Consider the following 25,967-nt stretch of genomic DNA (forward strand, 5'->3'; position numbering starts at 1 on the left):
GAAATTCCTAAAGTTAAGTTTTTATACTCATACCATCGCTAAGCGAATAAAAGTAAGCGCGGGTAGCTGGTATTAAGCCAATTATAAACCCAGCGGCCATAATAACGCCTATTAAAGTGAGTTCATAGTAAGAGAGCATGGCAATATTAACGCTTATGCCTGCATGGCTTTGCAAATAGCTGCTACTGATAAGCATAACGCCATAATACAAACCACAGCCAACTAGGCAACCTAATAACGTTGTAAATAACGACTCCATGCTTATTAGTGTAAATAGCTGCCATGGCCGCGCGCCGACTGAGCGCAATATAGCAAGTTCTCTTCGGCGTTGATTTAAATTGGCCAGTAGTGTGGTCAACATGCCCAATAAACTGACTAATATAACAACGCCTGAAAACAGTAAGAGTACTTTTTCGACAATGGCGAGCATTTGCCACAGCTCTTTTAGAGTAACTGTGGGCATAATGGCCAGAAGTGGCTCTTTTTTGTATTGGTTGATATTACGCCTAATTTGCAATGTGTATAAAGGCGAGTCGAATCCCATTAAAAACGCAGTAATTTGACTTGGCTCACCGATTAGGTTGTTATGCTCATCGTGCTCATCGTGCTCATCGTGCTCATCGTGCTCATCGTGCTCATCGTGCTCATCGTGCTCATCGTGCTCATCGTGCTCATCGTGCTCATCGTGCTCATCATTCGCAGAGTGTGAACCACCATGTATTAAATCAATAGCTGCTAGAGGTATGTGTAAGGTTTTATCTACTGGCGTGCCAGTGGCGTTTAAAATACCGACGATAATGAATGGGTTGTCTTTATGATGATGAAAGCTCGTATTACCCATGCCGTGTGAGATCACTATGTTATCACCTAGTTTATACCCTAAACGGCTCGCTACATCGCTGCCAAGTACCACCTGGTTTAAATGCTCAAACGCGTGGCCTTGTTGAAAACTTAACGTTTGCTTTTTACCAAAGCGATAGTGGGTAAAGTAATCACGGCTTGTACCTAGTACAGCTTGGCCTTTGTGGCTGTCGCCTAAACTAATAGGAATACTCCATTTAACACCACGTTGAGCTGCGATGTACTGATAACTTTGCCAGCTCACCCCATTATTTGCATAACCTATTCTAAATACAGAGGAAAGCAGTAATTGAATATCGCCAGTGCGGGCGCCTACAATTAGATCTGTCCCAGAGATGGTATTACTAAAACTGGTTTTTGCATCCACGCGAATTCGCTCAATACTTAGTAAAAGCATTACGCTAATGGCAATGGTAAACAATGTGAGCAGTACACTTGCTCGGCGATTTAGCAAACTTTTATAAGCTAACTTAGTCAGGATCATAACGGCTCCTGTAAGCTAACTAGGCTAATTGCACGATTAAATAGCGGTTTTAATGTTTCGTCATGGCTTACAAAAACTAACGTACTGTTGGCGCGCTTAGCCTGTTCGAATAACAGCTTTATAAAGCTTTCTCTATTTGCGGTATCGAGTGCCGAGGTAGGCTCATCAGCAATTATAAGCTCTGGGCTGCCAATAAATGCGCGAGCGGCGGCAACCCGCTGTTGCTGACCAATGCTGAGCGAGGCAACATCTTTACTATGATAAGACTCACTTAAGCCTAATGCTGTTAATAAGCGTATCGCTTCTTTTTGTAAGCTTGGCTTGGGCTCTGTTGTTTGCTGTAAGGCTTTTTGTTTTCTGCTTTTTGAAAATTCACAGCCAAGCGTGACATTCTCAATGGGTGTTAAATACGGTAATAAATTAAAGTTTTGAAAAATATAGCCAATATTCTCCGCTCTAAATACGTCTCTTTGCGTATTGCTAAGTGTATTTAAATCGCGATTTAAAATACGTATGTTGCCACTACTTGGTGTGTTTATACCTGCCAATAGCGCAAGCAGGGTTGATTTACCGACGCCGCTGGGACCATGTAAAAAAATATGCTCGCCTTTATCAATCCTAAGGGTTGGGATATTTAGCGTAGGCTTGGCATCATTTTTATGCCATTTAAAGGTTACATTATCAAGCTCAATCATACAGTGTGGTGTTACCAACCCCAATAATTTAACATTTTTCTCATTTTAAATTGCCTAATAAGGTTTAGAGGTTTAGGTTTCAAATTATTATCGCTATGCAAAAATTCATTTGTCGCATTAAGTACACGCAGGCTAGATTGCCCATCGGTATAAGGATGAAGCTCTTTAGAGTAGTTGCTAATTGCTGCCATTAGCTCCTGTGGGTATGTAAGGGCGTAATCAATATTTTTTTCTACTTCTGAAGCTTGCGTAACATCTAATAAATGCGGGAAAGGCTGCCTCGTTCTATACGTTACTACCGGTTTATTTTGTAATAAGAACATTTGCAAGACAGAAGAGGTGTCGCACAGCATAACATCTGCAGCTTTAAGTAAAGGCAGTACATTGTCGGTTTCTACAAAAGTTAAGTTTTCATTACTTAAGGCTTTGTATTTATCTACCCACTCCTGTGGCATTTTAGGATGAAATTGCACCAATATTCGCCATTTCCCTTGCTTACTAAAGTGCTTAATTTGCTCATAAAGCCTAGGTGCAAGTGTGAGCCTGTGTGAAAAGGTGGAACAAATAAGTAATGTCGGGCGTGCATCATTGCTTGCATATGGGTTGTCAGCTTGTGCTGTAAATAAGGGATCTAGAGTTGGCCAGCCAGTTTCAGCTACTTTGAAGTGACCATGCTTTATGGCTGATTTTGCAAACCGCCTGGTGGTATTTGGACCTTGCGTACAATACAGGTCAAAGCATCCTCTGATTGCAAAATGCCCTTTTTCACCATTTGTATCTCTTTTATGAGCATCAAAACCATGAAATACAGCTACTTTTATCCCAGGGATGAATGTAGGTATTAGGTTAGCTGGGGCGAAAGTTGCGTCGGGTTTCCAAGTATGTACATCTTTTATAGAGTGAAGTTGCTGCTCATCATCATCTAAAAAGTCGGGGTTTACTTCATTACCCGCTAAAAACCACCGAACTTCTCCACCATGGGCTAAAATTTGCGCCTGAAGCGGCCTTAAAATAGCGTATGAATAATTTTGCGAAATATACATTAGGTATTTTTTATTTGCGGTCGCAGTTAGGTAGTCCAAGCGTTACTCCTCTAGTTAGCACGTCAAGTTTACCGCATTATTACAGCCATATAAATATTGCGTGGCTATTTAACCTGAGCTCTGGGTGATAAACCTATTTCTAGCAGCTATTTTCAGCGCTAACTGCGTTGAGTTTACTTGCAATAGGCCAGCTATTGACGCGTAAATTCGCCTTGCTTTCATTGAAAATCTTTGGCTAGAGAAAATAAATTTAAATATCAGCATATTACAACACGCCCTAGTAAGTCACTTAACCAGATTCAGGTTATTTAGTTTTCAGTGCTGATTGAGCTTTAGGGTAGGCTGATTTATTATATAGCGCTTATAACCCCATACCATACTTTGCTCTATGAGCATCCCTAACCCCGGAGATAGCATGACTAGCTATAAAGTTTTAGACGTAAACGATGACTTACCCATTCGCACTAAAGGTGGCGTACATAGCGGTAAAGTTCGTTCGGTTTATTGGCTAACAGATGAAGACAGCGCACGCCTCATTAAAGAAAAAAACTATAAAGTTCCGCAAGGAACTGAGCTGGCAATTATGGTTATTTCAGACCGTATTTCTGCTTTTGATTGTATTTGGCAAGGCGAAAATGGCTTAAACGGCGTGCCGGGAAAAGGTATTGCGCTTAACTCTGTTGCATCTCATTGGTTTAAGTTATTTGATAAAGCTGGCCTTGCGGGTAACCACATTGTTGATATTCCACATCCTTATGTATGGATTGTACGCAAAGCAAGTACCGTAAAAGTAGAAGCGATTGCGCGCCAATATATAACCGGCAGCATGTGGCGTGATTACAGTAAAGGGGTTCGCAACTTTTGTGGCATAGATTTACCTGAGGGCTTAAGAGCAAACCAAAAGCTTGAAAACGTACTAATAACCCCTTCTACAAAAGGTATTATCGAAGGCGTGGCTGATATTCCACCTGTTGATGATGTGAATATTACGCGCGCTAATATCACTGATAATTTAGACGTATTTAATTTTAAATCGGCAGAGGATGTGACTAAATACGAAAAGCTATTGGTTGAGGGCTTTAAGCTAATTAGTGAAGAGCTGGCAAAGCTTGATCAAATATTTGTAGATACAAAATTTGAGTTTGGTTATGTAGAGGATTTAGACGGTAACCAACAGCTTATTTATATTGATGAAGTAGGCACCCCAGACTCTTCGCGCATATGGGATGGCGCGGCTTACCGAGATGGTAAAATAATCGAAAACTCTAAAGAAGGGTTCCGCCAGTTATTAATTTCTACTGTGCCAGAAAGTGACGTGCTGTTAAATAAAGACCGCATGGATGAGCGAGAGCAGCTTGCTAAAGACTTTATTTTACCAGAATCGGTCATGCTTGAGGTGTCTAACACTTATGTAGGCATTGCCAGTAAAATCATTGGTAAAGAGATTGTAATTCCAGAAGATCCTCGCCAAGAAGTAATTAATATTTTAGATACTGATTACGACCTTATTGTAAAATAGTACAACTAAAGTATTAAAATAAACAAAGCCCAGTCTTTATTTTTAGTTACTGGGCTATATTCCTTGCAATTAGTGCTGGTCTCTAATTAACTTAACCTAAGATTAACTTTTAGGTATTGATATGTTTAGGCAAGTGCAGCAAGTTTTTAATAAAAGAGGTTATTTACTCGCCGCTACTTTATTTTTTAGCCAAGGCGTACTGGGTGAAAATATTGATTTAGTAATTCAAGACCAGCATGGTCAGCCACTAAAAGACGCAATCGTTGAGCTTTATAAGGCGACAAAGTCAGAGCGCACTACGTTACCCGTTGCGGTAATGGACCAAGTACATAAAGCGTTTTTACCTGATTTACTGGTGGTGCAAAAAGGCCAGCAGGTTAACTTTCCTAACAGCGATAATATTCGCCATCATGTTTACTCTTTTTCTCAGGCTAAGCCCTTTCAGCTAAAACTCTATTCAGGCCAACCTAAAGAGCCTGTAATTTTTGATCAACAAGGTGTTGTTGTACTAGGCTGTAATATTCATGACTCTATGGTTGGCTATATTTATGTAGCCAATAGTGAACACGTTTATAAAACGAATAATACGGGTAAGTTATCCTTAGACATAACGCCGTTACCGACTACGCTGAGTGTGTGGCATGCGCTACAAACTGCACCGTTGGAAAATAAAAAAATGATAACAATAAACAATAACAATGAGTTACTAATTAAGGTTAATACCTCCACCCCAGCACCGCGAAATACTTTTGGTAGTAAGTTTAAGGGCGGTAATGACTAACAGTTTAAAAAACCGCATTATTGTTTTATGTGTAGGCTTAGTGTTACTGACCACTATGGTGAGCATTGTTAGCTTTTGGTGGTCTACAAGTAAATTTCAAGAAGAAAAAGTAAATCAAGATATTAGCGTAGCGCAAAATGTATATAAGCAATATCTGAGCGCAAAAGAAAGCCTACTGCTTACTGCTGCTAAAGTACTCACTGCCGACTTTGGCTTTAAGCAAGCGGTTGCCACTCGCGATGCAGGCACCATAAGTAGTGTGTTGTTTAATCACAGCCAGCGTATTGATGCAGAGCTTATGCTACTGATTGATTTATCAGGTAAATTAATTTCAGCCAATACTAATGCAGATTTGTACCCTCAAAATTTAAAGCCGTTACTGGATGAGTTATTAACTTCGCCAGAGCAATCGAGCTTTGTTGTTCTTAATAATCAGTTATATCAAGTTATTTTACTACCTGTAAGGGCGCCTAGAACCGTTGCATACAGCTTAGTGGGTTTTAAAATTGATGACGAAGTCGCCCTAGAACTTAAAAACCTAACAGGAATGGATGTCAGCTTTATTGCTGAGCAGGACAACCTCGTAAGAAGCTCGTTGCTTAATCGCCCAGAGTTTTTTTCACCTAAAAACTACTTTAACACCACCACAACAACGCGTTTGTTTGGTGATTATCCTGTATATAAAAACCAAGATATTATGTTGCCCTCCCTACAAGGGGATGCGGTAACAATTTTGCTCAGTGCTGATTTAACGCAAAGCTATAACGATTTTGAAAACTTATTGTTTACGCTAATTATTATGGCCATTTTAACGATGCTGGTGGGGGTTATTACCAGTAGTTTACTGGCAAATAACTTAACAACCCCACTCTCACAGCTTGCAGTTATTGCCAGGCAATTTGCACAAGGTAATTACGCATTTGAATTTAATGCATCTAAACAAAGTACCGAAATAACAACCCTTGCTAACGCCTTTGATAACATGGGTAACGATATTAACGAGCGTGAACAAAAAATTAGTTTTCAGGCACGCCATGATTCGCTTACAGGCTTTTATAACCGCTCGGCTATGCTTGAAGTGCTCGATGATGAGCTGACTCCCTCTACACAATACACCCTGGTTGCTATTGATATAAAAGGTTTACGACATATAAACGATAAGCTTGGTCCACGCGTCGGCGATGAATGTTTAAAAGCGGTTGCCAATCGAATTAGTGGCTTTTCGGACGAACTTGGCGGCTTTCATGCGCGTATTGGTGGCGATGAGTTTTTAACTGTGTTTCCAAGTGCCGCTGCCAGAGAGAAAAAAAGCGGTATAGTTGGTTTAATGGCACAGCTATTAGCGTGTTATACCATTAAGACGTTAAAAATTAACTTACGCTTTAGCGCTGGGGTTGTCGAGTATCCTATGCAAGGCCTTGCCAGCGATGATTTAATGCGACGCGTACTTATTGCCGTAGACAATGCAACAGATAGCCAAGACAGTATTCATTATTACCAAAATGGTGAAGACGAAGCGCATTTAGATCGTCTTAAAATGTTAGATGAGCTTAAACAAGCCATTAGCGATGATGATGGGCAATTATTTATGACCTATCAGCCTAAACTGCATTTACACACACAAAAAATAAATAAAGTCGAATCACTGATCCGCTGGCAACGTAAAGATGGCAGCTGGGTAAACCCAGAACTGTTTATTGATTTAGCCGAGCAATCGGGGCTTATTGTTGAGCTTACATCATGGGTTGTTAACACTGTGGTTTCTCAGGTGGCTGATTGGCAGGCTAAAGGGATTGAAATGCAGGCAGCAATTAATGTATCAGCACAAGATATTGCCTCACCGAGCTTTCATTCAGCGTTAGTGCGTACTCTAAAAAAATACAATGTTGATCCAACCCTCATTACTGTTGAATTAACTGAGCGCGACATGATTGAAAATGAAGAAAAAGGCATAAAAGCATTACAAAACTTAAAAGCCATCGGTGTAAAAATTTCATTGGATGATTATGGCGTAGGGCAAACATCACTGGGGAGATTAAAAATGCTGCCTATTGATGAGCTAAAGTTAGATAAGTGCTTTATTTTAAAGTTAGATGAGTCGCGCAAGGATCAACACATAGTGCAGTCGTCTATTACCTTAGGGCATCAACTAGGCTTTAGCGTTGTTGCAGAGGGCGTTGAAAACAGAGATTCGTTAGACTTACTTAAACTTATGCATTGTGACCATGCTCAGGGTTATTATCTAAGTAGGCCTTTAAAAGCAGAATTATTAGAACAGTGGCTAAAGGAATATTATGAAAAAAGTTAAGTGTTTATTACTTGGGTTATTACTTAGCTCGAGCTTTTCTGGTTTAGCAAGCGATGGTAAATTATTAGCGACCCCCGGGGTTTCGCAAATAGAAGGCGGCGGGGGCGGCGGTATTGTGCCTTGGGCACAGCTTGCAGGTTACGCCAGCGAAGACGAGTTCTCTGTGAATGGCTTTTGTAGCCGTGCAGATGTAACAGACTACACTTTAGATGTATGTGGAGTACAAGTTAACCTATTTAATCGTGTAGAACTTAGCTACGCTCAACAACGTTTTGACGTGCCTGCACTTGATACCGAAATAGAGCAATCTATCACGGGCGCTAAAATTCGTTTATACGGCGACATAGTTTACAGTGACTGGCCGCAATTGAGTGTGGGTATACAGCATAAATCCCTTGATGATGGCGCTGTTGCGACCCTCGTAGGTGCACAAGATACTAGTGGCACTGATTACTACCTAGCAGCTAGTAAACTCCACTTAGGCGCTGTAGGGGGGCTTAACTGGTTTTGGAACGTCACAACTCGCTACAGTGAGGCTAATCAACTCGGTTTGCTTGGTTATGGTGGGGCAAATGATGATGCAAAAATTTTATTTGAAGGCAGCACGGCTGTGTTTTTGAGCCGAAGTGTTGCCGTAGGTATAGAGTATAGGCAAAAGTCTAATAACCTTAATTTGGGTGAACAAGACTGGAAAGATTTATTTGTTGCTTGGATGCCAAATAAACACGTGAGTGTCACCGCTGCATACTTAGATTTAGGTAGCATTGCAGGTGCGAGCGATCAAACAGGGTGGTACTTATCGGTAACAGGGTATTGGTAATGAAAAACGTTGTCATTTTATGGTTGTGTTTAAGTGCCCTGGCAGGGTGCGCAAGCTCAACAAATTTATCGCTTTATCAACAGCTTGATGGCCGAGCGGGGCTTACGCGTATTGTAGACAGTTTTATTTACCAAATAGGTAATGATGAACAAGTACTGCATTATTTTGAACACAGCGACATAAGCCACTTTAGAGAAGGCTTTATTATGCATATGTGTATGCTAGTTGATGGCCCATGCAAGTACAAAGGTGACTCTATGGTAGATATTCATACTGGGATGCACATAACTGAGAAAGATTTTAACCATGTGGTGGACTTACTTGTAAATGCGATGGAAGAGCAAAATATTAGCCATAGCATACAAAATGAGATTCTATCTAGGATGGCACCGCTGCGTAGTAAAATAATAAGAATTTAGGTAACATCTGTAAATTATTTACTCGTAGCAGTGAACCTTACTTTTGTAATAGTGTCCACTTAGTATTATTTCCTATAAACAATAATTGGCGCGCACAGCTTGTATGTCTTACCTATTTATATCCCGCAAAAATGTACACGCAAAGTACTATAAAAAAATAATCAAAAAGCTGAGTATGGATTGCCAACTGTATGTTATGGGGGCGCCAAAGCTTTCAGCAATACACTATTTAAGTAAAGCGTTTAAAGTTGATTTTAACGATGTTATTAATGCACAACTAAAACGTAAGCGTGCCCGTAATAACCTTTGGAACAATGCTTTAGTATCGGCGGTTTACAAAGTGGGGCTGCGCTTTTTTGAGCGTTTGCGTTACGCAAAATATTTAGCTTTATTAACGGAAGTTAACCCTGATGTAATGGTGATATGGAATGGTAATAAACTGCCTAATACTACCGTTGCTATGGCTGCCAAGGCACTGGGTATTAAGCAATTTTATTATGAAAATGGTTTGCTTCCGGGTACCACCAGTTTAGACCCTCAAGGGATTAACTTTAATGCGTCGCTAAGTCGAGATCCTGATTTTTATTTAAATTTTAATGCTAATAATGCCTTAAACTTTGATGCACCGGCGCTTGTCCCACGAGAAAACCATAAAAAACGCTGTGATTTTGCAGCTGAAAATATACCTGAACGCTACATATTTGTGCCTTTTCAAGTGCCTCACGATACGCAATTAGCGAGCTTTTCGCCATGGATTGACTCAATGGAAATGCTATACGATGAAGTTGTAAGCGCAGTGAAAGCATTGAACGACCCTAGTTTAAAGATCGTTTTTAAAGAACACCCGTCGTGGCACAAGCATTACACCCATTTATACGATAAAGACCCAATTGCACTATTTGCAAACGGCAATAAAACCTGTGAACTTATTGAATGCGCAGAAGCGGTGATCACTATCAACTCTACGGTCGGTTTAGAAGCACTGTTACTAAATAAGCGCGTAATTACTGTAGGGCAGGCTTGTTACAATATAGAAGGCTTAGTTAAGCATGCTGATACTCGTGAGGGCTTAGCTGCCCAAGTAGCAGATGTAGCTCAAGGGTGGCAGTTTAATCCGCAACTACGCGATAAATTTTTTTGCTATTTAAAGCATGTGTATAGTGTGCCGGGCGTTTGGAAACACGCCGAAGAAGAGCATATCAAAGCAATTGAGTTACGTTTTAAAGGGGCGGATAAATTTGCACAATACAGCAACAATGTGCCCAACGAACTTATTTAACCGCGTATTGTATATCAACATGTTGTGATTTAGCTGTAAGGACAATTTTTACAGCCATTTTTACAGCATGTACCTCGCTTTAAAAAAAACCATTTACTAAACACCATGTAGCCATTTTGCATGGTGTAGTCTAGCCCTTCAATTAAATTGTCATTACCTCTAAATTTTTTAGCAAACTCAATTTGTGCTTTGATTGGCTGAGTATAAATATGCGCTAAATAAGCGTTTATTTTATTAAGCGTACATTGCGGGCATAAACAGCTTGTTGCTGACTCTTCAAGCGGTAAAATAGCAGGTAATTGGTTACACCAGCATGCATTTATATCGTTTACATTACAACTAAGCGCAGTGTGGCATTGTGAGCAGTTTAATCTCGTCATTTTAAGTCTTATCAGCAGTAGAACAGCAAGAATAACAAATATTATGAATATACAAAAAGCATTGGCCGAATTTATTACCTTTGGTGAGCAAAGAGATGATGCTATTAGCGTTATTATTTCTACCCCAGCAGAGGAAAGTGCTCCCGGTTATACACTCACAAAGCCGGTATTGATTGACGTGCTAACACGTTGTGTAAACCACGAAATAGAGATAGATGATTTAGAGTTATGGGCAAATGTGGTTGAATCGCGAGATGATATAAATTGCGCCGAACACGAAGGGGTTATTTTTGCGCTCAGTAATAGTGAGCAAATGGGAGAGCTTGATAGCCAAAAGCTTGAACAATTACTGGCATTATTGAAGGACTAGATATTTAGGCTGACTCTTATTTTAGATGCCAACTTACTGCGGTTATATGTAACGAATAAATAAAAAAGCCGTATTTAAATTAAATGCGGCTTAGTATTTTTTACAACAGACAACTTATTTACTTATGGTATCCCAAGCACGTTTCTACTTCGTTTTTAGAGCCTAATATTACCGCCACACGTTGGTGGATTGCATCGGGTTGAATATCCATAATACGCTCCGTACCCGTAGATGCGATGCCACCTGCTTGCTCAACTAGCATAGCCATGGGGTTGGCTTCGTACAGTAAACGTAGCTTATTAGGTTTATTTGCATCTTTGGTGTCGGTTGGGTAGGTAAATAAACCACCACGGCTAAGTACACGGTGCACATCGCCAACCATAGCGGCAATCCAGCGCATGTTAAAGTTTTTAGCACGTGGGCCGGTATCGCCAGCGAGTAAGTCATTAATATAGTTTTGCATTGCTGGCTGCCAATGACGCTGGTTTGACGCATTAATGGCAAATTCGTTTGTATCAGCAGGGATAGTGGCAAAGTCTTGTGTTAGTAAAAAGCTACCTTGGGTTTTATCTAGCGTAAACATGCGCGTGCCTTTACCTGTAGTAAGTGCAAGCATAGTTGATGGGCCGTAAAGCACGTAACCTGCAGCAACTTGTTTGTGGCCTGGCTGCATAAAAATACTTTGATCGGCGGCATCTGAGCCTTCTGGGGCTTCCATAATTGAAAATATAGTACCCACTAGCGAGTTAATATCGGTATTTGATGAGCCATCAAGCGGGTCAAACGCCACAATGTATTTAGCGTCTTGGTTGCCAGCTACTGTGTAGTCTTCCTCTTCTGAGGCGATGGCTTTAACTGACCCAGACTCCAGTAAAATATCTTTTAAAAGCTGATTAGATAATACATCGAGCTTTTTTTGGGTTTCACCTTGAATGTTTTCATCAAGCGTTGAGCCTAATACGCCAGAAAGCGCACCTTGGCCAACACGAAACGAAATTTCTTTACATGCTGCTAAAATGGTTCTAATTAACGATAAAAGTTCTCTAGGACAACCGTCTTCTAGTAATATTGGTGGGAGTCTACGCATTCTATTTTCCTGATAACGTGTACTAGCTAATCTAAATGTGAGAGAGATTAACTTAGTGCGCTGAATTTCGTCTTAAATACCTGTATTGTTTAAATAGCACTGTAATAATGGTGCCACCTAATCGTACTTAAAACGCCAATAACAAAGATAAGATTATGAAAAAAATACCACTAATAAGTTACATATTCTTTACTGTGCTGTGCTCTATGATAACCCAAGCGCACGCAGCAATTAAGCCTATAGATGAATTTACTGCGCAAATGAATCACTTTCCTGGGTACTTTTCGTTTTATTACGATACTCAAAACGGCAAAGTATTTTTAAAAGTAGATAAATTAGAGCAGCAATTTTTGCTTCAGCAAAGCTTACCCTATGGTGTTGGCTCTAACGATATAGGCTTAGATAGAGGCCAACTTGGTAACACGCATTTAGTTCAGTTTGAGCGTTTTGGCGATAAAGTAATGTTGCGCGCGCTAAATACATATTATCGCGCTAATACCACTAACAAAGCTGAGCAGCAAAGTATTAAAGAGGCCTTTGCATCCAGTATTTTAGCGGGCTTTAAAGTGGTAGCGCAAAGCGAAAAAACGCTCCTGATTGATTACACACCTTATTTATTAAGCGATGTGCACGGGGTAAGCCGTACGCTTGCAGCGCGCAAGCAAGGCAGTTTTAGCCTTGATGAATCACGCAGCGCTGTGTATATGAATCGCTCAAAAGCATTTGTAAAAAATACCGAGCTTGAAGCAGTATTAACGTTTAAGGGCACTAAACCAGGTAAATTTGTGCGCCAAGTAAGCGCCGATGCATACGCACTTACTGTACATATGCACCACTCACTTATTAAATTACCTGATGATAAATACACGCCACGTAAATTTGACCCGCAATCAGGGTATTGGAGCATTGAGCACAAAGACTATGCAGCCCCCCTTGGTGAATCTATGTTTGTGCGCTATATACCGCGTCATCGCTTAGCTAAAAAAGATCCAAGTTTACCGATTAGTGAACCCGTTGAGCCCATTACTTACTACCTAGATCCTGGCGTGCCTGAGCCGGTTAAAAGCGCGTTACTTGAAGGCGGTAAGTGGTGGAATGATGCCTTTAGCGCAGCAGGCTATAAAAACGCATTTATAGTCAAAGTATTGCCAAGCAATGCTGATCCTATGGATATTCGCTATAACGTTATTCAGTGGGTACACCGTGCTACACGTGGATGGTCTTACGGAAGCTCTGTTATAGACCCTCGTACCGGCGAAATACTCAAAGGGCATGTAACACTAGGCTCATTGCGTGTACGCCAAGATATTTTAATTGCAGAAGCCCTCGGTGCGCCTTATTTAAAAGGTAACGAGCCGGCTAAAAACTTACAGGCAATGGCACTTGATAGGATTCGCCAGTTAAGTGCACACGAAATTGGCCATACGCTGGGCATTGCACATAACTTTGCAGCCTCGGTGGGGGATAGAGCGTCGGTTATGGATTACCCGCACCCATTACTTAGCTTTAACGAGCAAGGCGAGCTTGATGTAACCCGCGGCTATGCAAGCGGTATGGGCGTATGGGATACCCAAGTTATTAAATATGGTTACAGCGACTTTACTAATCAAGATGAAAGTGCTGAGCTTGCAGCAATATTAAAAGAGAACAAAACGAAGGGCCTTGAGTTTATATCTGATAGCGACGCACGCGCAAAGGGCGGGGCACACCCTACAGCGCACTTATGGGATAACGGTACTAACCCAGCGCAAGAGTTACTTAGAGTGCTTGATGTACGTAAAAAAGCGCTTTCGCAATTTGGTATTAACAACATTAAAACGGGCGATGCACTCTCGCAGTTAGAAGAAAAACTCGTGCCGCTTTATTTATTTCATCGCTATCAAGTAGAGGCTGCAGTTAAGCTAATTGCGGGGGTTAACTACAAATACGAAACACGTAACGACTCACCTGCTAAGGGCGCACAAGTGGTTGCAAAAGCGCAGCAGCAAGCGGCGCTTAGTGCTATTTTAACAACATTAAAACCGGCTAATTTAATTTTGCCTGAGTCGGTGTTAGCGCTTATTCCGCCAAAAGCGTATGGCGAGTCTAAATCGCGTGAAAGCATAACAGGGCGTACGGGTATAACACTTGATGCGATGGCCTTGCCAGAAGTAGCTGCGCAGCATAGTTTATCGTTATTATTAAACCCACAACGTTTGAATCGTTTAGCTCAACAACAAGTTCGTAATTATAATTTTTACAGCTTAGATGAGTTGCTAGAGCAGCTTTATAGCCAGGTGTTTAATGTGTCATCACCTAATACAATGAAAGGCAAAATCACCCAGCGGGTGCAGTTTTTAACTGCAAAAAATATGGCGGATTTAGTCACTAGTGACAAGGTAAGCCCAGAGGTGCAGGCGCAGTTACGTTACTACTTGGTAAAACTAAGTAAAGAGTACAATCAAAACTCAATGTTAAGTAATACCAGTGTAGGAGAAAGCGCATTTAAACAGTATTTAGCAGAGCAAATAAAACAGTTTTTAAAAGTAGGTAAGTGGCCTGAAAACTTCAGTGGTTTACCAATGCCACCGGGCTCACCAATTTAATTATATGTTTTAGTGTGTAGTGGCTACTTAACCTGAGTTCAGGTTGCTAAATAAGTAGCCACGTTGCGGTGCCTAAAAAGGCAAAAATACCGACAATATCAGTTACTGTTGTAAGTACAACACTACCGGCAAGTGCAGGGTCTATATTCATTTTTTTCAATAAAATAGGAATACATGCGCCAGCAACACCGGCCACTACAAGGTTCATAAACATTGCAAATGCGAGCACGCCGCCAAGCATAAAATCCCATTGCCAAAGCGCAATTACACTGGCTATAAGTATTGACCAAATAACCCCGTTTAATGCGCCTATCGCCAGCTCTTTAGCCATTAAAAATCGTTGGTTCGTTTGGTTAATATGGCCCACGGCAATACCGCGAATAACCAGAGTTAAAGATTGGCTACCTGCTACACCACCCATTGAGGGCACAATGCCATTGAGTACAGCTAAAATAGGTAATATATCTAAGGTGCTTTCAAAAAAGCTGGCCACGAAGGCGGCAGCTAAGGCTGTGAGTAAGTTAACGCCAAGCCATACTGAGCGTTTTTTTGAGCTTTTTAAAACAGGTGCAAAGGTGTCTTCTTCATCATCAAGACCAGCAAGGCTTAATAAGCTGTGCTCCGCATCTTCACGAATAACATCAACAATATCATCAATAGTGACACGCCCAAGCAAGTGGGCGTTATCATCGACTACAGGGGCCGATATCCAGTTATGGCGCTCAAACAACTGAGCAACTTCACTTTCATCCATCGAAATAGGGATAGACTCACAGTCTTCATCCATTAAATCTTGAACAATTTTTTCAGGCGGATTAGTTAACAGTGTACTAAGTGATAATGCACCTAAAAAACAGTTATGTTTATCAACAACGTATAAATCATCGGTGCCCTCTGGCAGCTCACCGCGTAGCCTAATATAACGCAGCACAACATCAAGTGTAACGTCTGGGCGAATGGTCACCGTATCGGTGTTCATTAGCGCGCCTGCAGAGCGCTCTTGGTAAGATAGGGCCTGTGTAGCGCGTTCGCGGTCTTGCGTATCCATAGCGCTAACCACATCTTTGTACACGGTATCAGGTAGGCTACGTAGGACTTCACCTAAATCATCGTGGCCCATATCCTCAGTGGCCGCGGCAATATGCTCAGGTTCCATTTGTGCAATGATACCTAAACGTACATCTTCAGAGAGCTCTTCTAGCACATCCCCTTGCACATCTGGGTCAACCAGTTGCCAAAGCATGCGTCTAATTTTATGCGGAGAGGATTCAAGCAGCAGTGCTGTATCACAAGGTGCTGTTTTTGCTAGCATGCGTCTTACTTGAACAAATTGCCCACTATTAAGTGATTTAGTCACTTGTTTTAGTTGCTGTAGTGGATAGTCTTGTTCAAACGCTTCTGGCATTGGCATCCTAAATATTTTTGTGTAATGGAAAGGTGTTTAGTAAGTGGTGTTGCCCACTGTTATTTTCTTTATTTTTTGTGTTAAACCCAATGCTGGGGCTAAATTAGTGTTTAAAATTAAGTAACCAAATTTAGCAGGGGCATGGCTTTATTACCTTAAATTAAAGCACTAAATTAGGCGAGTCGGAATACCCTAACTTACTAAATCTTTATAGTTCAGCCTGATAAGACTTTAACTTATAAGGCTATGGTGCTTTAAATTATTCTTGCTCGTTAAATCGTTGTGCAATTAATTGCCCAACCGCATGCAAAGCTTGCTCTGAATCAGGGCCTTCACAGACTACTTTAACTTCTTTACCTTTACTGCTTTCAAGTAGCATTAAAGCTAATACGCTGTCGCCTGCGGCTTCTTTATCATCTTGGTGTAAGGTGATTTTAGCATCAAACTGCACAGCTAATTGCGCAAGGACCGTTGCCGCTCTGGCGTGTAAGCCTAATTTATTTTTTATTAAAAATGTGTCTTCACAGCGCATAAATTACTATACCTAAACTGAACAGGTTATTATTTTAAGGTTACTTTTCTTGCTCACGATGACGAATTTTGACATTCGGATGCGTCATAGCAAAGCTCTCACCAATGGCTTGCGCTAAATAAACCGAGCGGTGTTGACCACCAGTGCAGCCTATTGCAATAGTGAGGTAACTACGGTTATTACGCTCTAAGTGTGGCAACCAAGTTTGTACAAAGGTTTGAATTTGCCAAGTGAATTTTTGCACTATGCTGTGATTTGCCAAAAAATCTTTTACTGGTTGATCAAGGCCCGTAAGCGGTTTAAGTTCAGGCTCCCAGTGGGGGTTTGGCAAAAAGCGAGCATCAAAAACATAATCAGCTTCTTTAGGTATGCCGTGTTTAAAGCCAAACGATTCAAACGTTACAATAAGTTGCTTATCTTTTTTACCCAGTATTTTTTCGCGAATTGACTCTGCTAATTGGTGCACACTTAAATCGGTAGTATCAAGCATAAAGTCAGCGCGCGTTACGAGTACATCAAGCAGCTCTTTTTCTTTTTTTATTGCTAAATCAAGCGGCAGCGAATCGATGGATAAAGGGTGTAATCTGCGTGTTTCTGAAAAACGTTTGATCAGTGTTTGATCATCACTATCTAAATAAAACAGTGTGGGTTTAGCAAAGTCAGGAAGGTACTCGAGAATATCGTTAAATTCGTCTTGTTCTTTGGGGATATTACGAACATCTATACTAACGGCTATTTTGTCATAGTTATCTGAAACACTTCGCACTAAAGAGGGCAGTAAGTTGACCGGAATATTATCTACGCAATAATAGCCTAAATCTTCAACCACGCGTAAAGCAACCGACTTACCTGAACCAGAACGGCCGCTTATGATAATTAACTCCATTTATAGCCCTTAGTATTTACTACGATTGATCAACAATTACTTGATACAGCTCTGCATCGGTTTTAGCACTACGCAGCTGTTTACAAAATTCTTTGTTGCTCAGTTTATCAGCTATGGTTGCCAGAGTCTTTAGGTGCTGTTGGTTATCGCCATCTGGTACGATGAGTGCAACAAAAATATCAACAGGGCAGTTATCAATAGCATCAAAGTTAACAGGTGTGTCGCTAACAAGTACTAAAGCCAGCGGCTCTTCTACGCCACCCATTCTGCCATGAGGAATGGCGATCCCCCGGCCAATACCAGTACTGCCTAGCTTTTCTCTGCTTGCCAGCGCATTAAGAATATCTTGTTGTGGTAAGTAGGGGAGCTTTTCATGAGCAAGCTCACTGATAAACTCTAAAATTCTTTTTTTACTACTAAAAAGGACCGCAGCTTTGCTGCAGTCCTGGCATACTAATGTACTTAATTTCATAATATTAGTGTCTAGCAAGCTTCTCTTTATGTTTTATGACTTGACGATCGAGCTTGTCAATCAACGAGTCTATAGCGGCATACATATCTTGGTGCTCTGTTGAGGCAAATAAATCTGCGCCACTTACATGAATAGTCGCTTCTGCTTTTTGGTTGAGTTTTTCTACATCGAGAATGACATGCACATTGCTAATATGATCTGAGTGCCTTTCTAGCTTTGCAAATTTATTATTTACATAGTCTCTAAGTGAATCAGTTACTTCTACGTGACGACCAGTTAGGTTTAGTTGCATAAGCATTTCCTCTTTGTTTTTTACGTCTTATATCAAACTCTTTCTCTGATTTGACGGTGGAATAGCTAGCGATTCACGGTATTTTGCTATTGTGCGTCTAGCTACTTTAATTCCTTGCTCTGCCAATATATCCGCAATTTTACTATCACTCAATGGTTTAGCTGAGTTTTCCGCGGCAATTAGCTTTTTAATTAGGGCACGTATTGCGGTTGATGAACACTCGCCGCCGTTTTCAGTGCTTACGTGGCTTGAGAAAAAATACTTAAGCTCAAAAATACCACGTGGCGTATGCATATATTTTTGCGTAGTAACACGCGAAATTGTCGATTCATGCATTTCTACCATTTCAGCAACATCGTTTAAAACCATTGGCTTCATGGCTTCTGGGCCATGTTCAAAAAATGCCTGTTGCTGTTTTACAATACAGTTTGTTACCTTAAGCAGCGTGTCGTTTCTGCTTTCAAGGCTTTTTATAAACCATTTAGCTTCTTGTAAGTGAGAGCGAATAAACTGGCTATCACCACTTGATTTTACGGTACGTGACATAGCCGCGTACTGACTATTTACGCGTATTTTTGGCATGCTATCTGGGTTTAGCTCTACCACCCAGCGGCCTTTTATTTTTTTAACCGATACATCTGGTATTACATACTCCGACTCTTCCCTTACTATTGTATCTGCAGGTTTTGGGTTGAGGGTATGTATTAGGGTCATGACCTCTTTAAGCTCGTCTTCTTTAAGCTTAGTCTTTTTCATTAATGTACGATAGTCGCGTGCCGCTAATAGATCAATGTGATCGGTTAAGATCATTTTAGTTTGTTCTATAAAAGGGGTGTCTTTATCAAACTGGTTTAGCTGAATACACAAGCACTCTTGTAAACTGCGCGCGGCTATACCTACAGGGTCAAATAACTGAATACGCTTTAAAACGGCTTCTATTTCATCAAGTTCAACTTCAACTTCGTCATCGTTTTCTTGGTTAAAGCTCTCTAAAATTTCTTCGCAACTTAGCGTTAAAATACCCGAGTCATCTACAGCTTCTACAATGGCAATAGCAATGGCTTCGTCAGTTGGGCTAAAAGGAGTAAGCTGAAGCTGCCACATTAAATACTCATGTAGCGTTTCAGTAGAGGCACCTTGATAAATAGACTCATCTTCCGGCATTGGGCCTGAGGATGCCGCAGGGGCTGCGCTCATGTACTCATCCCAGGTTACATCCATTGCCATATCATCGCTAACGGTGTCTTTATTTAAAGCTTCGCCACTGTCTTGCTCGTACTCGCTAGTTGTATCGTCAGCCGATGCGCTTACGGTTACATCATCCGTATCTGCTTTTTGTTCATTTTTTCCAGCCGACTCTTCCGTGTAATCTTGCTCTTCTACTTCTAATAGCGGGTTGCTATCAAGTGCTTCTTGTATTTCTTGCTGGAGATCCAATGTACTGAGCTGCAGCAAGCGAATCGCTTGTTGCAATTGTGGAGTCATTGTAAGTTGCTGGCCCATGCGCAGCTGTAATGATTGCCTCATGTATCTCTAACAATCCTTTTATGTTGTTATAATTAATATTAGCAGATGCTTGTAGGTGTGGCTTAAATGTTACAGCCTAAATTGCTCGCCTAAATAAACATCGCGTACAGTTTTGTCATTTAATACGTGTTCTGGGGTGCCAGATGCAATTAGCTCCCCATGAGAAACAATGTAGGCTTTTTCACAAACATCAAGGGTTTCTCTTACATTGTGATCGGTAATTAATACGCCAATGCCACGGTTTTTAAGATGTTCTATTATTTTCTTTATATCTAACACTGAAATCGGATCAACACCAGCAAAAGGCTCATCCAATAAAATAAATTTAGGGTTTGCTGCCAGTGCTCTGGCAATTTCTACACGGCGGCGTTCACCACCAGAAAGCGCCATACCTTGGCTATCGCGAATATGCTGAATACTAAATTCATCAAGTAAGTTGTTAAGCGTTTCTTCTCGCGCGGCTTTATTGAGCTCTTTACGCGTTTCTAAAATCGCCATTAGGTTTTGATAAACTGTCAGCTTTCTAAATATTGATGACTCTTGCGGCAAATAGCCAATGCCTAAGCGGGCGCGGCTGTGCATAGGTAATAACGTAATGTCGTTATCATCAATAGAAATTTTACCTTTGTCGCTAGGTACTAACCCTACAATCATGTAAAAGGTGGTGGTTTTACCTGCGCCATTAGGGCCCAATAAGCCAACAATGCTGCCGGCTTCTACTTCAAGGCCTACATTTTTTACAACTTGGCGGCCTTTATAGCTTTTTGCTAATAGTTCTGCTTTTAAGGTGCTCATGGTTGACCTTCGTTACCTGTTTTTTCTTTAATTTTTGCTTCAACAGGCACTAAAATTGTGTGGACACGATCCGTAGAGTTTTCGTCTTTTTCTGCGCTAATAAGCTGCTGCTGCATATCGTAGGTAATACTTTTAGCATTAATTTTTTGACCGGCTTGTGCGACTTCAGCATCGCCAACAAGCGTTAAAAAGCGCTTTGCTACGTCGTAACGTACTTCGTTTGCACTGGCGCTCATTACGGTACCATCGTCTTGTTTTTCTTCGAAGTAGGCTGGGCTGCCAGTGGCAATAAGGAGTTGTTTGTTATCCCCTAAGTCTTCACGTTTATGTACTTCGAGTCGGTCGGCTGTAATTTTGCGATTGCCATGCACAATTTCGACGTTCTTTTCAAAAATACCTACGTTTTCTTTAAGTTGGCCTTCTTGACGGTCTGCACTAATAGAAATTTGATTTGCTGGCGGTTGAGCAGCAGGCTCAGCAGCAGAGGCGCTAAATGCAAGCATTAGCGATGGGATAATAAGTATTTTAGTGAGTTTATTGGTCATAATATATTGTTCGCGTATGGTTAATTAGTTTTATTACTTCGGTTTTTAAATCGGCTTCAAGGCCTTTACCGACAATTTTTAAATTAGGCCCAGTGACAACCACTGGCTGCTCAGAGCGCATTGTTAGCGCTTTAATGTCGACTTCGATGTTATCGGCATCGATGTTATCTATCATGGCGTTATCAACTAAATTTTTAGCAACCACATTGCCTTCTAAAATAAGTTGTTTATCTTCGTAAAGCGTTGCTTCGTCTGCATTTATTCGCCATGTTTGCTTTTCGTTATACAAGGTGAAAATAGGTTTTTCAAAAAACGTAAAACCAAGCTGTTGGTACAGCTCCATTTTAGCCGCTGTGACTTTATGGCTTATTTTGCCTTGCTCGTCATAGGCTGTTTGCTTAAGCTCTATAGCGGTGTAATCGGGCTTTGCAATTACTTCAGGTTCTTGCTCTGGCGCTACATTGGTTTGGGTAAAATAAGGGTACCAAAGCCAAACCATACAGCCGATGAATAACGCACTGAGTATAACGCGTGCTGCATTCATGAACTGGTGCCTTGTGTTGTAAGCGCTATGCCATTCTCTAGCATAAGTAAGTCTGTGAGCTCTCTAACGGCGCCAAAGCCGCCAGGCATTTGCGTAGTGTAATGCGATAAGCGCTTAATTAGCGGGTGCGCATCGTTAACTGCAACGGCAAAGCCAACGCGCTCCATTACTGGCATGTCAGGGCCATCGTCGCCAATATAGGCTATTTGTTCATCAGTTAACTTTAAAGTGTTTTTGAGTTCTTGATAAGCAATAAGTTTGTCTTCTTGGCCTTGATAAATGTGCTGCACGGTTAAGCTGCTCATGCGAGTTTGCACTATTTCTGAGTGACGCCCCGTAATAACCGCAACTTCAAAACCGCTATTGATCAGCGCTTTAATGCCAAAACCATCTTTTGTATTAAATGCTTTTAATTCTTCGCCTTGGTTACCGAGGTAAATTCGGCCATCAGAAAATACACCATCAATATCGCATATGAGTAGTTTTACTTTTTTGGCGCGTGCTTTGGCATCATCGCTTAGCGGTTGATAGAGATCTTCAAATTGCATTTATAATACTCCTGCTTTTAAGAGGTCTTGCATATTTAAGGCGCCTATTGGCTGGTTTTTATCATTGACCACAATTAAACCATTAATACGTTTGTTTTCCATTATGTTTAGGGCTTCAGCTGCAAGTATATCGGCCGTGGCGGTTGTGCATGACTTAGTCATAACCTGGCTAATAGCGGTGCTATGTATATCAACTCTTTGCTCTAAAATACGGCGTAAGTCACCGTCGGTAAAAAGGCCTGCAAGCTGTTGATTGTTATCTACAATAGCGGTCATGCCCAGGCCTTTGGCTGACATTTCTATTAACGCGTCTTTAATTGTTTGCGTTACACCTATAATAGGGGTGTTTGTGCCGCTGTGCATTACATCTTTTAAAGTGAGCAACAATCGCTTACCTAAACTGCCGCCAGGGTGAGAGAGTGCAAAGTCATCGGCGGTAAAGCCGCGTGCTTCTAAAAGCGCAACCGCCATTGCATCACCCATCGCTAAAGTAGCAGTGGTACTTGCTGTAGGCGCTAAACCTAATAAACAGGCTTCTTGTTCTACTTTTATACATACGTGCACATCGGCAAGTTTTGCCATAGTAGAGAGCGGGTTACCCGTCATCGATATTATTTTTGCGCCAAGGCGTTTAAGCACCGGAATAATATTAAGTACTTCGCTGGTTTCGCCCGAGTTTGATATAAGCATAACCACGTCATTTTTGGTTATCATGCCTAAATCACCATGGCTTGCTTCGCCTGGGTGAACAAAAAAAGCAGGGCTGCCTGTACTTGCAAGGGTAGCAGCAATTTTATTACCAATATGGCCTGATTTACCCATGCCAATAACAATAATGCGGCCTTGGCAATCAAACATGAGCTGACACGCACTATGAAAGTTTTCGTCAACGTATTGTGTAATATCAGCAAGCGCTTGGCGTTCAATGTTTAATACGCGTAAACCTTGCTCTATAAAATTTAGTTGTGCCATTGTTACCCTACTTGACTAAAAATATAACCTTGGTACGCCAAAAATGCGATGAGTAATAGGCCACCTTCTACTCTATTGATACGCTGAGAACCTCTAAAGTTCAATGACATAATAATAAGCGCAAGCGTAGCACCTAACATAATAAGTATGTCGCGGTTTGCAAGTGACGGGTCAACCACTGATGGGTTAATAATACCTGCAAGCGGTAATACCGCTAAAATATTAAATATATTTGAGCCCACAATATTACCTAGGGCTAAATCATCTTCGTTTTTAAGTACACCCGCTACAGAAGCTGCAAGTTCAGGCAAGCTTGTGCCGATAGCGATAATGGTTAAGCCAATTACTAAGTCGCTTAAACCAAAGTATTTAGCAATATCGACTGCTGAACCAACTAAAAAGTGTGAGCTAACAGGCAATAAAACCATGCCGACAATTAGCCATAAAACGGCTTTTTTAGTTGGTACATCGTTAGGAACCTCATCGCAGGCTTCTGAAACAAAAGGGTCATCTTGATTTTTTGCGCGCAAAGAAACCACAATCAAACCGCCAATAAATACAGCAAATGCAACTAGCAACGCCACCCCTTCGGTGAGCGAGAAGTAGTTGTCTGAAAATACATACCACGTAGCCAAGGATACCAGCATAACAAGCGGCATTTCGCGTTTTAAAGTGCTTGATGACACACTCAAAGGGCGTAGCAGCGCAGTAATACCTAACACAAGTAAGATGTTTGTTATATTTGAACCTACCGCGTTACCGACCGCTGTGTCGGTTTTATTTGCCAAAGCAGCCGAGGCCGATACCATCATTTCAGGGGCCGAAGAACCCATAGCAACAACCGTTAAGCCAACAATTAAAGTAGGGACTCCAAAGTTTTTAGCAAGCGCTGCCGCACCGTATACAAATCGGTCGGCGCTCCACACAAGTGCAGCAAAACCAAGAATTAAAATAACAAACGAGGTAACCATTATGTTAAGCCAGATGTTCAAAATACAGATGGCGCGAATAGTAACAAAAGCCAACATGAAAGTATAAGCAAAAGAGCAGGGTCTACTATTGCAGTGCGTGAATTTTATGCGCTTAAGCAAAGGTTAAGGCAATTTACTTCAGCCTTAGAGCGCTTTTTGTAGGCGTATTACAAAATCTTACGAATTGTTTTTTCCATCTTGGCTAAAAAACCCTTAAAATAGGAGCACGAGTGAACATTGTTACGGAGAGCGACTTGTCGCAATCAATAGTAGAAGTCAAGGATGTTAGCTTTTCGCGAGGCGATAGAACCATATATAAAAATATGAGTTTTAGTGTTCCTAAAGGTAAGATAACAGCGATTATGGGGCCAAGCGGAATTGGCAAAACCACAATGCTACGCTTAATTGGTGGGCAGCTTAAGCCTGACGCCGGCGATATTTTATTCGAAGGTGGCAGTATTCCTAGTATGTCGCGCAAAGAGTTATATGCGGCACGAACCAAAATGAGCATGCTGTTTCAAAGCGGTGCGTTATTTACTGATATGTCGGTATTTGACAACATTGCATTTCCTCTGCGAGAGCACACCAAGTTAAGTGAAGCGTTAATTAAACTAGTCGTATTAATGAAACTGCAAGCGGTGGGTTTACGCGGTGCAAAAGATTTAATGCCTTCTGAGCTTTCTGGCGGTATGGCCAGACGAGCAGCACTTGCACGTGCTATTGCACTGGATCCAGAACTTATTATGTATGATGAGCCTTTTGCCGGCCAAGACCCAATATCTATGGGCGTATTGGTAAAGCTTATTAAGTCGTTAAATGAAGTGCTAGGTTTATCATCCCTTATTGTAACCCACGATGTGACGGAGGTAATGAGTATTGCCGATCACGTTATTATTATTGCCGATCAAGGCGTAATAGGGGCAGGGACACCGGATGAAATGCGTAATCATGAATCTCCATTAGTACAGCAGTTTTTAAAAGGGTTATCGGATGGGCCTGTGCCATTTCATTACCCTGCACAAACGTATGCTGATGAGCTGTTAGGAGAAAACGCTTAATGTTGGATTTATTTCAAAAGTTAGGTCATAAAACGCTGGGGCGTTTTGCTGCATTAGGGCGCTCTGCCAACATGCTTTTTAATGCATTGTGGAATGTACCTAACTTTAAAAAAGGCACACCGCTGTTAGTGCGCCAACTTTATATGGTTGGTTCGCAATCATTATTAATTATTATGGTGTCGGGTTTGTTTATTGGTATGGTGCTTGCGCTGCAAGGTTACACTGTACTGGTTGGCTATGGCGCCGAAGACAGCCTAGGCCCATTAGTTGCACTTAGTTTATTACGCGAACTAGGCCCTGTGGTTACAGCGCTATTATTTGCTGGGCGCGCTGGAAGTGCGCTAACGGCAGAAATAGGCTTAATGAAAGCCACCGAGCAACTCTCTTCACTAGAAATGATGGCCATTGATCCTCTCAAGCGCATTATTGCACCGCGTTTTTGGGCAGGTTTTATTAGTATGCCATTGCTTGCACTTATTTTTTCTGCGGTTGCTATTATCGGTGCTCATTTAGTTGGGGTTGATTGGTTAGGCGTAGATACCGGCAGCTTTTGGTCGATAATGCAATCGCAAGTATCGTTTCAAGAAGATGTATTAAACGGCATGATAAAAAGTTTTGTATTTGCCATGGTAGTGACCTGGATTGCGCTTTATAAGGGCTACGACTGTATCCCAACCTCAGAAGGGATCAGTAAAGCAACAACAGAAACAGTCGTTCACTCATCACTGGCAGTATTAGGGTTTGACTTTATTTTGACAGCGGTAATGTTTACCAGCTAATAGGGTATAG

Annotated in this window: 27 protein-coding genes; 10 read left to right on the forward strand and 17 right to left on the reverse strand. The window is 41.3% G+C overall.

The window, feature by feature from the left end:
- Positions 1–13: 13 nt before the first annotated feature.
- Genes PSH54_RS08775 through PSH54_RS08785 form a run of 3 tightly spaced genes read right to left on the reverse strand, consistent with a single transcriptional unit; the run spans position 14 to position 3,122 of the window.
- Positions 14–1,345 (reverse strand): ABC transporter permease, encoded by a 1,332-nt coding sequence (locus PSH54_RS08775; RefSeq protein WP_273605968.1) that lies wholly within the window; start codon positions 1,343–1,345, stop codon positions 14–16.
- Positions 1,342–2,040, reverse strand: coding sequence for an ABC transporter ATP-binding protein (locus PSH54_RS08780; RefSeq protein WP_248463285.1), 699 nt, complete (start codon positions 2,038–2,040; stop codon positions 1,342–1,344). Before PSH54_RS08780 ends, PSH54_RS08775 begins: the two co-directional genes overlap by 4 nt.
- Positions 2,041–2,051: 11 nt before the next feature.
- Entirely contained in the window at positions 2,052–3,122 is a 1,071-nt protein-coding gene (locus PSH54_RS08785) for a CDP-glycerol glycerophosphotransferase family protein (RefSeq protein ID WP_198401360.1), read from the reverse strand.
- Between the two features lie 376 nt (positions 3,123–3,498).
- On the opposite strand from PSH54_RS08785, the gene PSH54_RS08790 reads away from it, so the two are divergent.
- The 6 genes from PSH54_RS08790 to PSH54_RS08815 all read left to right on the forward strand — a co-directional run bounded on the left by PSH54_RS08790 (position 3,499) and on the right by PSH54_RS08815 (position 10,209).
- Positions 3,499–4,602: a phosphoribosylaminoimidazolesuccinocarboxamide synthase gene (locus tag PSH54_RS08790; protein ID WP_024033340.1), complete on the forward strand. Its 1,104-nt coding sequence runs from the start codon at positions 3,499–3,501 to the stop codon at positions 4,600–4,602.
- 121 nt (positions 4,603–4,723) lie between these two features.
- Positions 4,724–5,383 carry a methylamine utilization protein gene (locus PSH54_RS08795; protein ID WP_248463282.1) on the forward strand — a complete coding sequence of 220 codons (660 nt, stop codon included), beginning with the start codon at positions 4,724–4,726 and terminating at the stop codon, positions 5,381–5,383.
- Entirely contained in the window at positions 5,376–7,691 is a 2,316-nt protein-coding gene (locus PSH54_RS08800) for a bifunctional diguanylate cyclase/phosphodiesterase (RefSeq protein WP_273605969.1), read from the forward strand. Before PSH54_RS08795 ends, PSH54_RS08800 begins: the two co-directional genes overlap by 8 nt.
- The gene (locus tag PSH54_RS08805) at positions 7,678–8,511 is read left to right on the forward strand and encodes a DUF3034 family protein (RefSeq protein WP_273605970.1); all 834 of its coding nucleotides are present in this window, start codon (positions 7,678–7,680) and stop codon (positions 8,509–8,511) included. The genes PSH54_RS08800 and PSH54_RS08805 overlap by 14 nt, the downstream gene beginning before the upstream one ends.
- Positions 8,511–8,930, forward strand: a complete 420-nt coding sequence (locus tag PSH54_RS08810; RefSeq protein WP_029773274.1) for a group I truncated hemoglobin — start codon at positions 8,511–8,513, stop codon at positions 8,928–8,930. Before PSH54_RS08805 ends, PSH54_RS08810 begins: the two co-directional genes overlap by 1 nt.
- 175 nt (positions 8,931–9,105) lie before the next feature.
- Positions 9,106–10,209, forward strand: a complete 1,104-nt coding sequence (locus PSH54_RS08815) for a capsular polysaccharide export protein, LipB/KpsS family (protein WP_121637972.1) — start codon at positions 9,106–9,108, stop codon at positions 10,207–10,209.
- Positions 10,210–10,238: 29 nt separating this feature from the next.
- Here PSH54_RS08815 and PSH54_RS08820 read toward each other — a convergent pair whose 3' ends face one another.
- The gene (locus tag PSH54_RS08820; protein WP_029773276.1) at positions 10,239–10,589 is read right to left on the reverse strand and encodes a DUF5522 domain-containing protein; all 351 of its coding nucleotides are present in this window, start codon (positions 10,587–10,589) and stop codon (positions 10,239–10,241) included.
- A 43-nt stretch (positions 10,590–10,632) separates the two neighbouring features.
- On the opposite strand from PSH54_RS08820, the gene PSH54_RS08825 reads away from it, so the two are divergent.
- The gene (locus tag PSH54_RS08825) at positions 10,633–10,959 is read left to right on the forward strand and encodes a hypothetical protein (protein WP_004589077.1); all 327 of its coding nucleotides are present in this window, start codon (positions 10,633–10,635) and stop codon (positions 10,957–10,959) included.
- Between the two features lie 118 nt (positions 10,960–11,077).
- Here the strand turns inward: PSH54_RS08825 and PSH54_RS08830 are convergent, their stop codons facing one another.
- Entirely contained in the window at positions 11,078–12,046 is a 969-nt protein-coding gene (locus PSH54_RS08830) for a class 1 fructose-bisphosphatase (protein WP_273605971.1), read from the reverse strand.
- Between the two features lie 155 nt (positions 12,047–12,201).
- Here PSH54_RS08830 and PSH54_RS08835 point away from each other — a divergent pair, with 155 nt between their 5' ends.
- Positions 12,202–14,631: a zinc-dependent metalloprotease gene (locus PSH54_RS08835; protein ID WP_273605972.1), complete on the forward strand. Its 2,430-nt coding sequence runs from the start codon at positions 12,202–12,204 to the stop codon at positions 14,629–14,631.
- Between the two features lie 46 nt (positions 14,632–14,677).
- Here the strand turns inward: PSH54_RS08835 and mgtE are convergent, their stop codons facing one another.
- The 12 genes from mgtE to PSH54_RS08895 form a co-directional block, all read right to left on the reverse strand.
- On the reverse strand, positions 14,678–16,036 hold the full coding sequence (mgtE, locus tag PSH54_RS08840; protein WP_004589080.1) for a magnesium transporter: 1,359 nt from the start codon (positions 16,034–16,036) through the stop codon (positions 14,678–14,680).
- 259 nt (positions 16,037–16,295) lie between these two features.
- On the reverse strand, positions 16,296–16,568 hold the full coding sequence (locus PSH54_RS08845; RefSeq protein ID WP_004589081.1) for an HPr family phosphocarrier protein: 273 nt from the start codon (positions 16,566–16,568) through the stop codon (positions 16,296–16,298).
- 40 nt (positions 16,569–16,608) lie between these two features.
- Positions 16,609–17,454: an RNase adapter RapZ gene (gene rapZ, locus PSH54_RS08850; RefSeq protein WP_004589082.1), complete on the reverse strand. Its 846-nt coding sequence runs from the start codon at positions 17,452–17,454 to the stop codon at positions 16,609–16,611.
- A 19-nt stretch (positions 17,455–17,473) separates the two neighbouring features.
- Positions 17,474–17,926: a PTS sugar transporter subunit IIA gene (locus tag PSH54_RS08855; protein ID WP_004589083.1), complete on the reverse strand. Its 453-nt coding sequence runs from the start codon at positions 17,924–17,926 to the stop codon at positions 17,474–17,476.
- Positions 17,927–17,930: 4 nt separating this feature from the next.
- Positions 17,931–18,218: a ribosome hibernation promoting factor gene (gene hpf, locus PSH54_RS08860; RefSeq protein ID WP_004589084.1), complete on the reverse strand. Its 288-nt coding sequence runs from the start codon at positions 18,216–18,218 to the stop codon at positions 17,931–17,933.
- Between the two features lie 27 nt (positions 18,219–18,245).
- Positions 18,246–19,745 (reverse strand): RNA polymerase factor sigma-54, encoded by a 1,500-nt coding sequence (locus tag PSH54_RS08865; protein WP_004589085.1) that lies wholly within the window; start codon positions 19,743–19,745, stop codon positions 18,246–18,248.
- A 69-nt stretch (positions 19,746–19,814) separates the two neighbouring features.
- Complete coding sequence (lptB, locus tag PSH54_RS08870) at positions 19,815–20,540, reverse strand: LPS export ABC transporter ATP-binding protein (RefSeq protein ID WP_004589086.1); 726 nt, start codon at positions 20,538–20,540, stop codon at positions 19,815–19,817.
- Positions 20,537–21,085: a lipopolysaccharide transport periplasmic protein LptA gene (lptA, locus tag PSH54_RS08875; RefSeq protein WP_004589087.1), complete on the reverse strand. Its 549-nt coding sequence runs from the start codon at positions 21,083–21,085 to the stop codon at positions 20,537–20,539. The genes lptB and lptA overlap by 4 nt, the downstream gene beginning before the upstream one ends.
- Positions 21,075–21,629, reverse strand: a complete 555-nt coding sequence (gene lptC / locus PSH54_RS08880) for an LPS export ABC transporter periplasmic protein LptC (RefSeq protein ID WP_054982305.1) — start codon at positions 21,627–21,629, stop codon at positions 21,075–21,077. The genes lptA and lptC overlap by 11 nt, the downstream gene beginning before the upstream one ends.
- The gene (kdsC, locus tag PSH54_RS08885; RefSeq protein WP_004589089.1) at positions 21,626–22,177 is read right to left on the reverse strand and encodes a 3-deoxy-manno-octulosonate-8-phosphatase KdsC; all 552 of its coding nucleotides are present in this window, start codon (positions 22,175–22,177) and stop codon (positions 21,626–21,628) included. The genes lptC and kdsC overlap by 4 nt, the downstream gene beginning before the upstream one ends.
- Positions 22,178–23,149, reverse strand: a complete 972-nt coding sequence (locus PSH54_RS08890; RefSeq protein ID WP_273605973.1) for a KpsF/GutQ family sugar-phosphate isomerase — start codon at positions 23,147–23,149, stop codon at positions 22,178–22,180.
- Positions 23,150–23,151: 2 nt separating this feature from the next.
- Positions 23,152–24,120 carry a calcium/sodium antiporter gene (locus PSH54_RS08895; protein WP_004589091.1) on the reverse strand — a complete coding sequence of 323 codons (969 nt, stop codon included), beginning with the start codon at positions 24,118–24,120 and terminating at the stop codon, positions 23,152–23,154.
- A gap of 254 nt (positions 24,121–24,374) precedes the next feature.
- On the opposite strand from PSH54_RS08895, the gene PSH54_RS08900 reads away from it, so the two are divergent.
- Both PSH54_RS08900 and mlaE read left to right on the forward strand, forming a co-directional pair.
- Positions 24,375–25,178 (forward strand): ATP-binding cassette domain-containing protein, encoded by an 804-nt coding sequence (locus PSH54_RS08900; RefSeq protein ID WP_004589092.1) that lies wholly within the window; start codon positions 24,375–24,377, stop codon positions 25,176–25,178.
- On the forward strand, positions 25,178–25,957 hold the full coding sequence (gene mlaE / locus PSH54_RS08905; protein WP_024033330.1) for a lipid asymmetry maintenance ABC transporter permease subunit MlaE: 780 nt from the start codon (positions 25,178–25,180) through the stop codon (positions 25,955–25,957). Before PSH54_RS08900 ends, mlaE begins: the two co-directional genes overlap by 1 nt.
- Positions 25,958–25,967 lie beyond the last annotated feature (10 nt).

The sequence above is a fragment of the Pseudoalteromonas sp. Angola-30 genome (genome assembly GCF_028599215.1).
GTDB lineage: Bacteria > Pseudomonadota > Gammaproteobacteria > Enterobacterales > Alteromonadaceae > Pseudoalteromonas > Pseudoalteromonas atlantica.

Bases quoted from the DNA above. Each gene is read 5' to 3' on its own strand.
- PSH54_RS08775 (WP_273605968.1), bottom strand. From the start codon at position 1,345: ATGATCCTGACTAAGTTAGCTTATAAAAGTTTGCTAAATCGCCGAGCA.
- PSH54_RS08780 (WP_248463285.1), bottom strand. From the start codon at position 2,040: ATGATTGAGCTTGATAATGTAACCTTTAAATGGCATAAAAATGATGCC.
- PSH54_RS08790 (WP_024033340.1), top strand. From the start codon at position 3,499: ATGACTAGCTATAAAGTTTTAGACGTAAACGATGACTTACCCATTCGC.
- PSH54_RS08795 (WP_248463282.1), top strand. From the start codon at position 4,724: ATGTTTAGGCAAGTGCAGCAAGTTTTTAATAAAAGAGGTTATTTACTC.
- PSH54_RS08800 (WP_273605969.1), top strand. From the start codon at position 5,376: ATGACTAACAGTTTAAAAAACCGCATTATTGTTTTATGTGTAGGCTTA.
- PSH54_RS08805 (WP_273605970.1), top strand. From the start codon at position 7,678: ATGAAAAAAGTTAAGTGTTTATTACTTGGGTTATTACTTAGCTCGAGC.
- PSH54_RS08810 (WP_029773274.1), top strand. From the start codon at position 8,511: ATGAAAAACGTTGTCATTTTATGGTTGTGTTTAAGTGCCCTGGCAGGG.
- PSH54_RS08815 (WP_121637972.1), top strand. From the start codon at position 9,106: ATGGATTGCCAACTGTATGTTATGGGGGCGCCAAAGCTTTCAGCAATA.
- PSH54_RS08820 (WP_029773276.1), bottom strand. From the start codon at position 10,589: ATGACGAGATTAAACTGCTCACAATGCCACACTGCGCTTAGTTGTAAT.
- PSH54_RS08825 (WP_004589077.1), top strand. From the start codon at position 10,633: ATGAATATACAAAAAGCATTGGCCGAATTTATTACCTTTGGTGAGCAA.
- PSH54_RS08830 (WP_273605971.1), bottom strand. From the start codon at position 12,046: ATGCGTAGACTCCCACCAATATTACTAGAAGACGGTTGTCCTAGAGAA.
- PSH54_RS08835 (WP_273605972.1), top strand. From the start codon at position 12,202: ATGAAAAAAATACCACTAATAAGTTACATATTCTTTACTGTGCTGTGC.
- mgtE (WP_004589080.1), bottom strand. From the start codon at position 16,036: ATGCCAGAAGCGTTTGAACAAGACTATCCACTACAGCAACTAAAACAA.
- PSH54_RS08845 (WP_004589081.1), bottom strand. From the start codon at position 16,568: ATGCGCTGTGAAGACACATTTTTAATAAAAAATAAATTAGGCTTACAC.
- rapZ (WP_004589082.1), bottom strand. From the start codon at position 17,454: ATGGAGTTAATTATCATAAGCGGCCGTTCTGGTTCAGGTAAGTCGGTT.
- PSH54_RS08855 (WP_004589083.1), bottom strand. From the start codon at position 17,926: ATGAAATTAAGTACATTAGTATGCCAGGACTGCAGCAAAGCTGCGGTC.
- hpf (WP_004589084.1), bottom strand. From the start codon at position 18,218: ATGCAACTAAACCTAACTGGTCGTCACGTAGAAGTAACTGATTCACTT.
- PSH54_RS08865 (WP_004589085.1), bottom strand. From the start codon at position 19,745: ATGAGGCAATCATTACAGCTGCGCATGGGCCAGCAACTTACAATGACT.
- lptB (WP_004589086.1), bottom strand. From the start codon at position 20,540: ATGAGCACCTTAAAAGCAGAACTATTAGCAAAAAGCTATAAAGGCCGC.
- lptA (WP_004589087.1), bottom strand. From the start codon at position 21,085: ATGACCAATAAACTCACTAAAATACTTATTATCCCATCGCTAATGCTT.
- lptC (WP_054982305.1), bottom strand. From the start codon at position 21,629: ATGAATGCAGCACGCGTTATACTCAGTGCGTTATTCATCGGCTGTATG.
- kdsC (WP_004589089.1), bottom strand. From the start codon at position 22,177: ATGCAATTTGAAGATCTCTATCAACCGCTAAGCGATGATGCCAAAGCA.
- PSH54_RS08890 (WP_273605973.1), bottom strand. From the start codon at position 23,149: ATGGCACAACTAAATTTTATAGAGCAAGGTTTACGCGTATTAAACATT.
- PSH54_RS08895 (WP_004589091.1), bottom strand. From the start codon at position 24,120: ATGGTTACCTCGTTTGTTATTTTAATTCTTGGTTTTGCTGCACTTGTG.
- mlaE (WP_024033330.1), top strand. From the start codon at position 25,178: ATGTTGGATTTATTTCAAAAGTTAGGTCATAAAACGCTGGGGCGTTTT.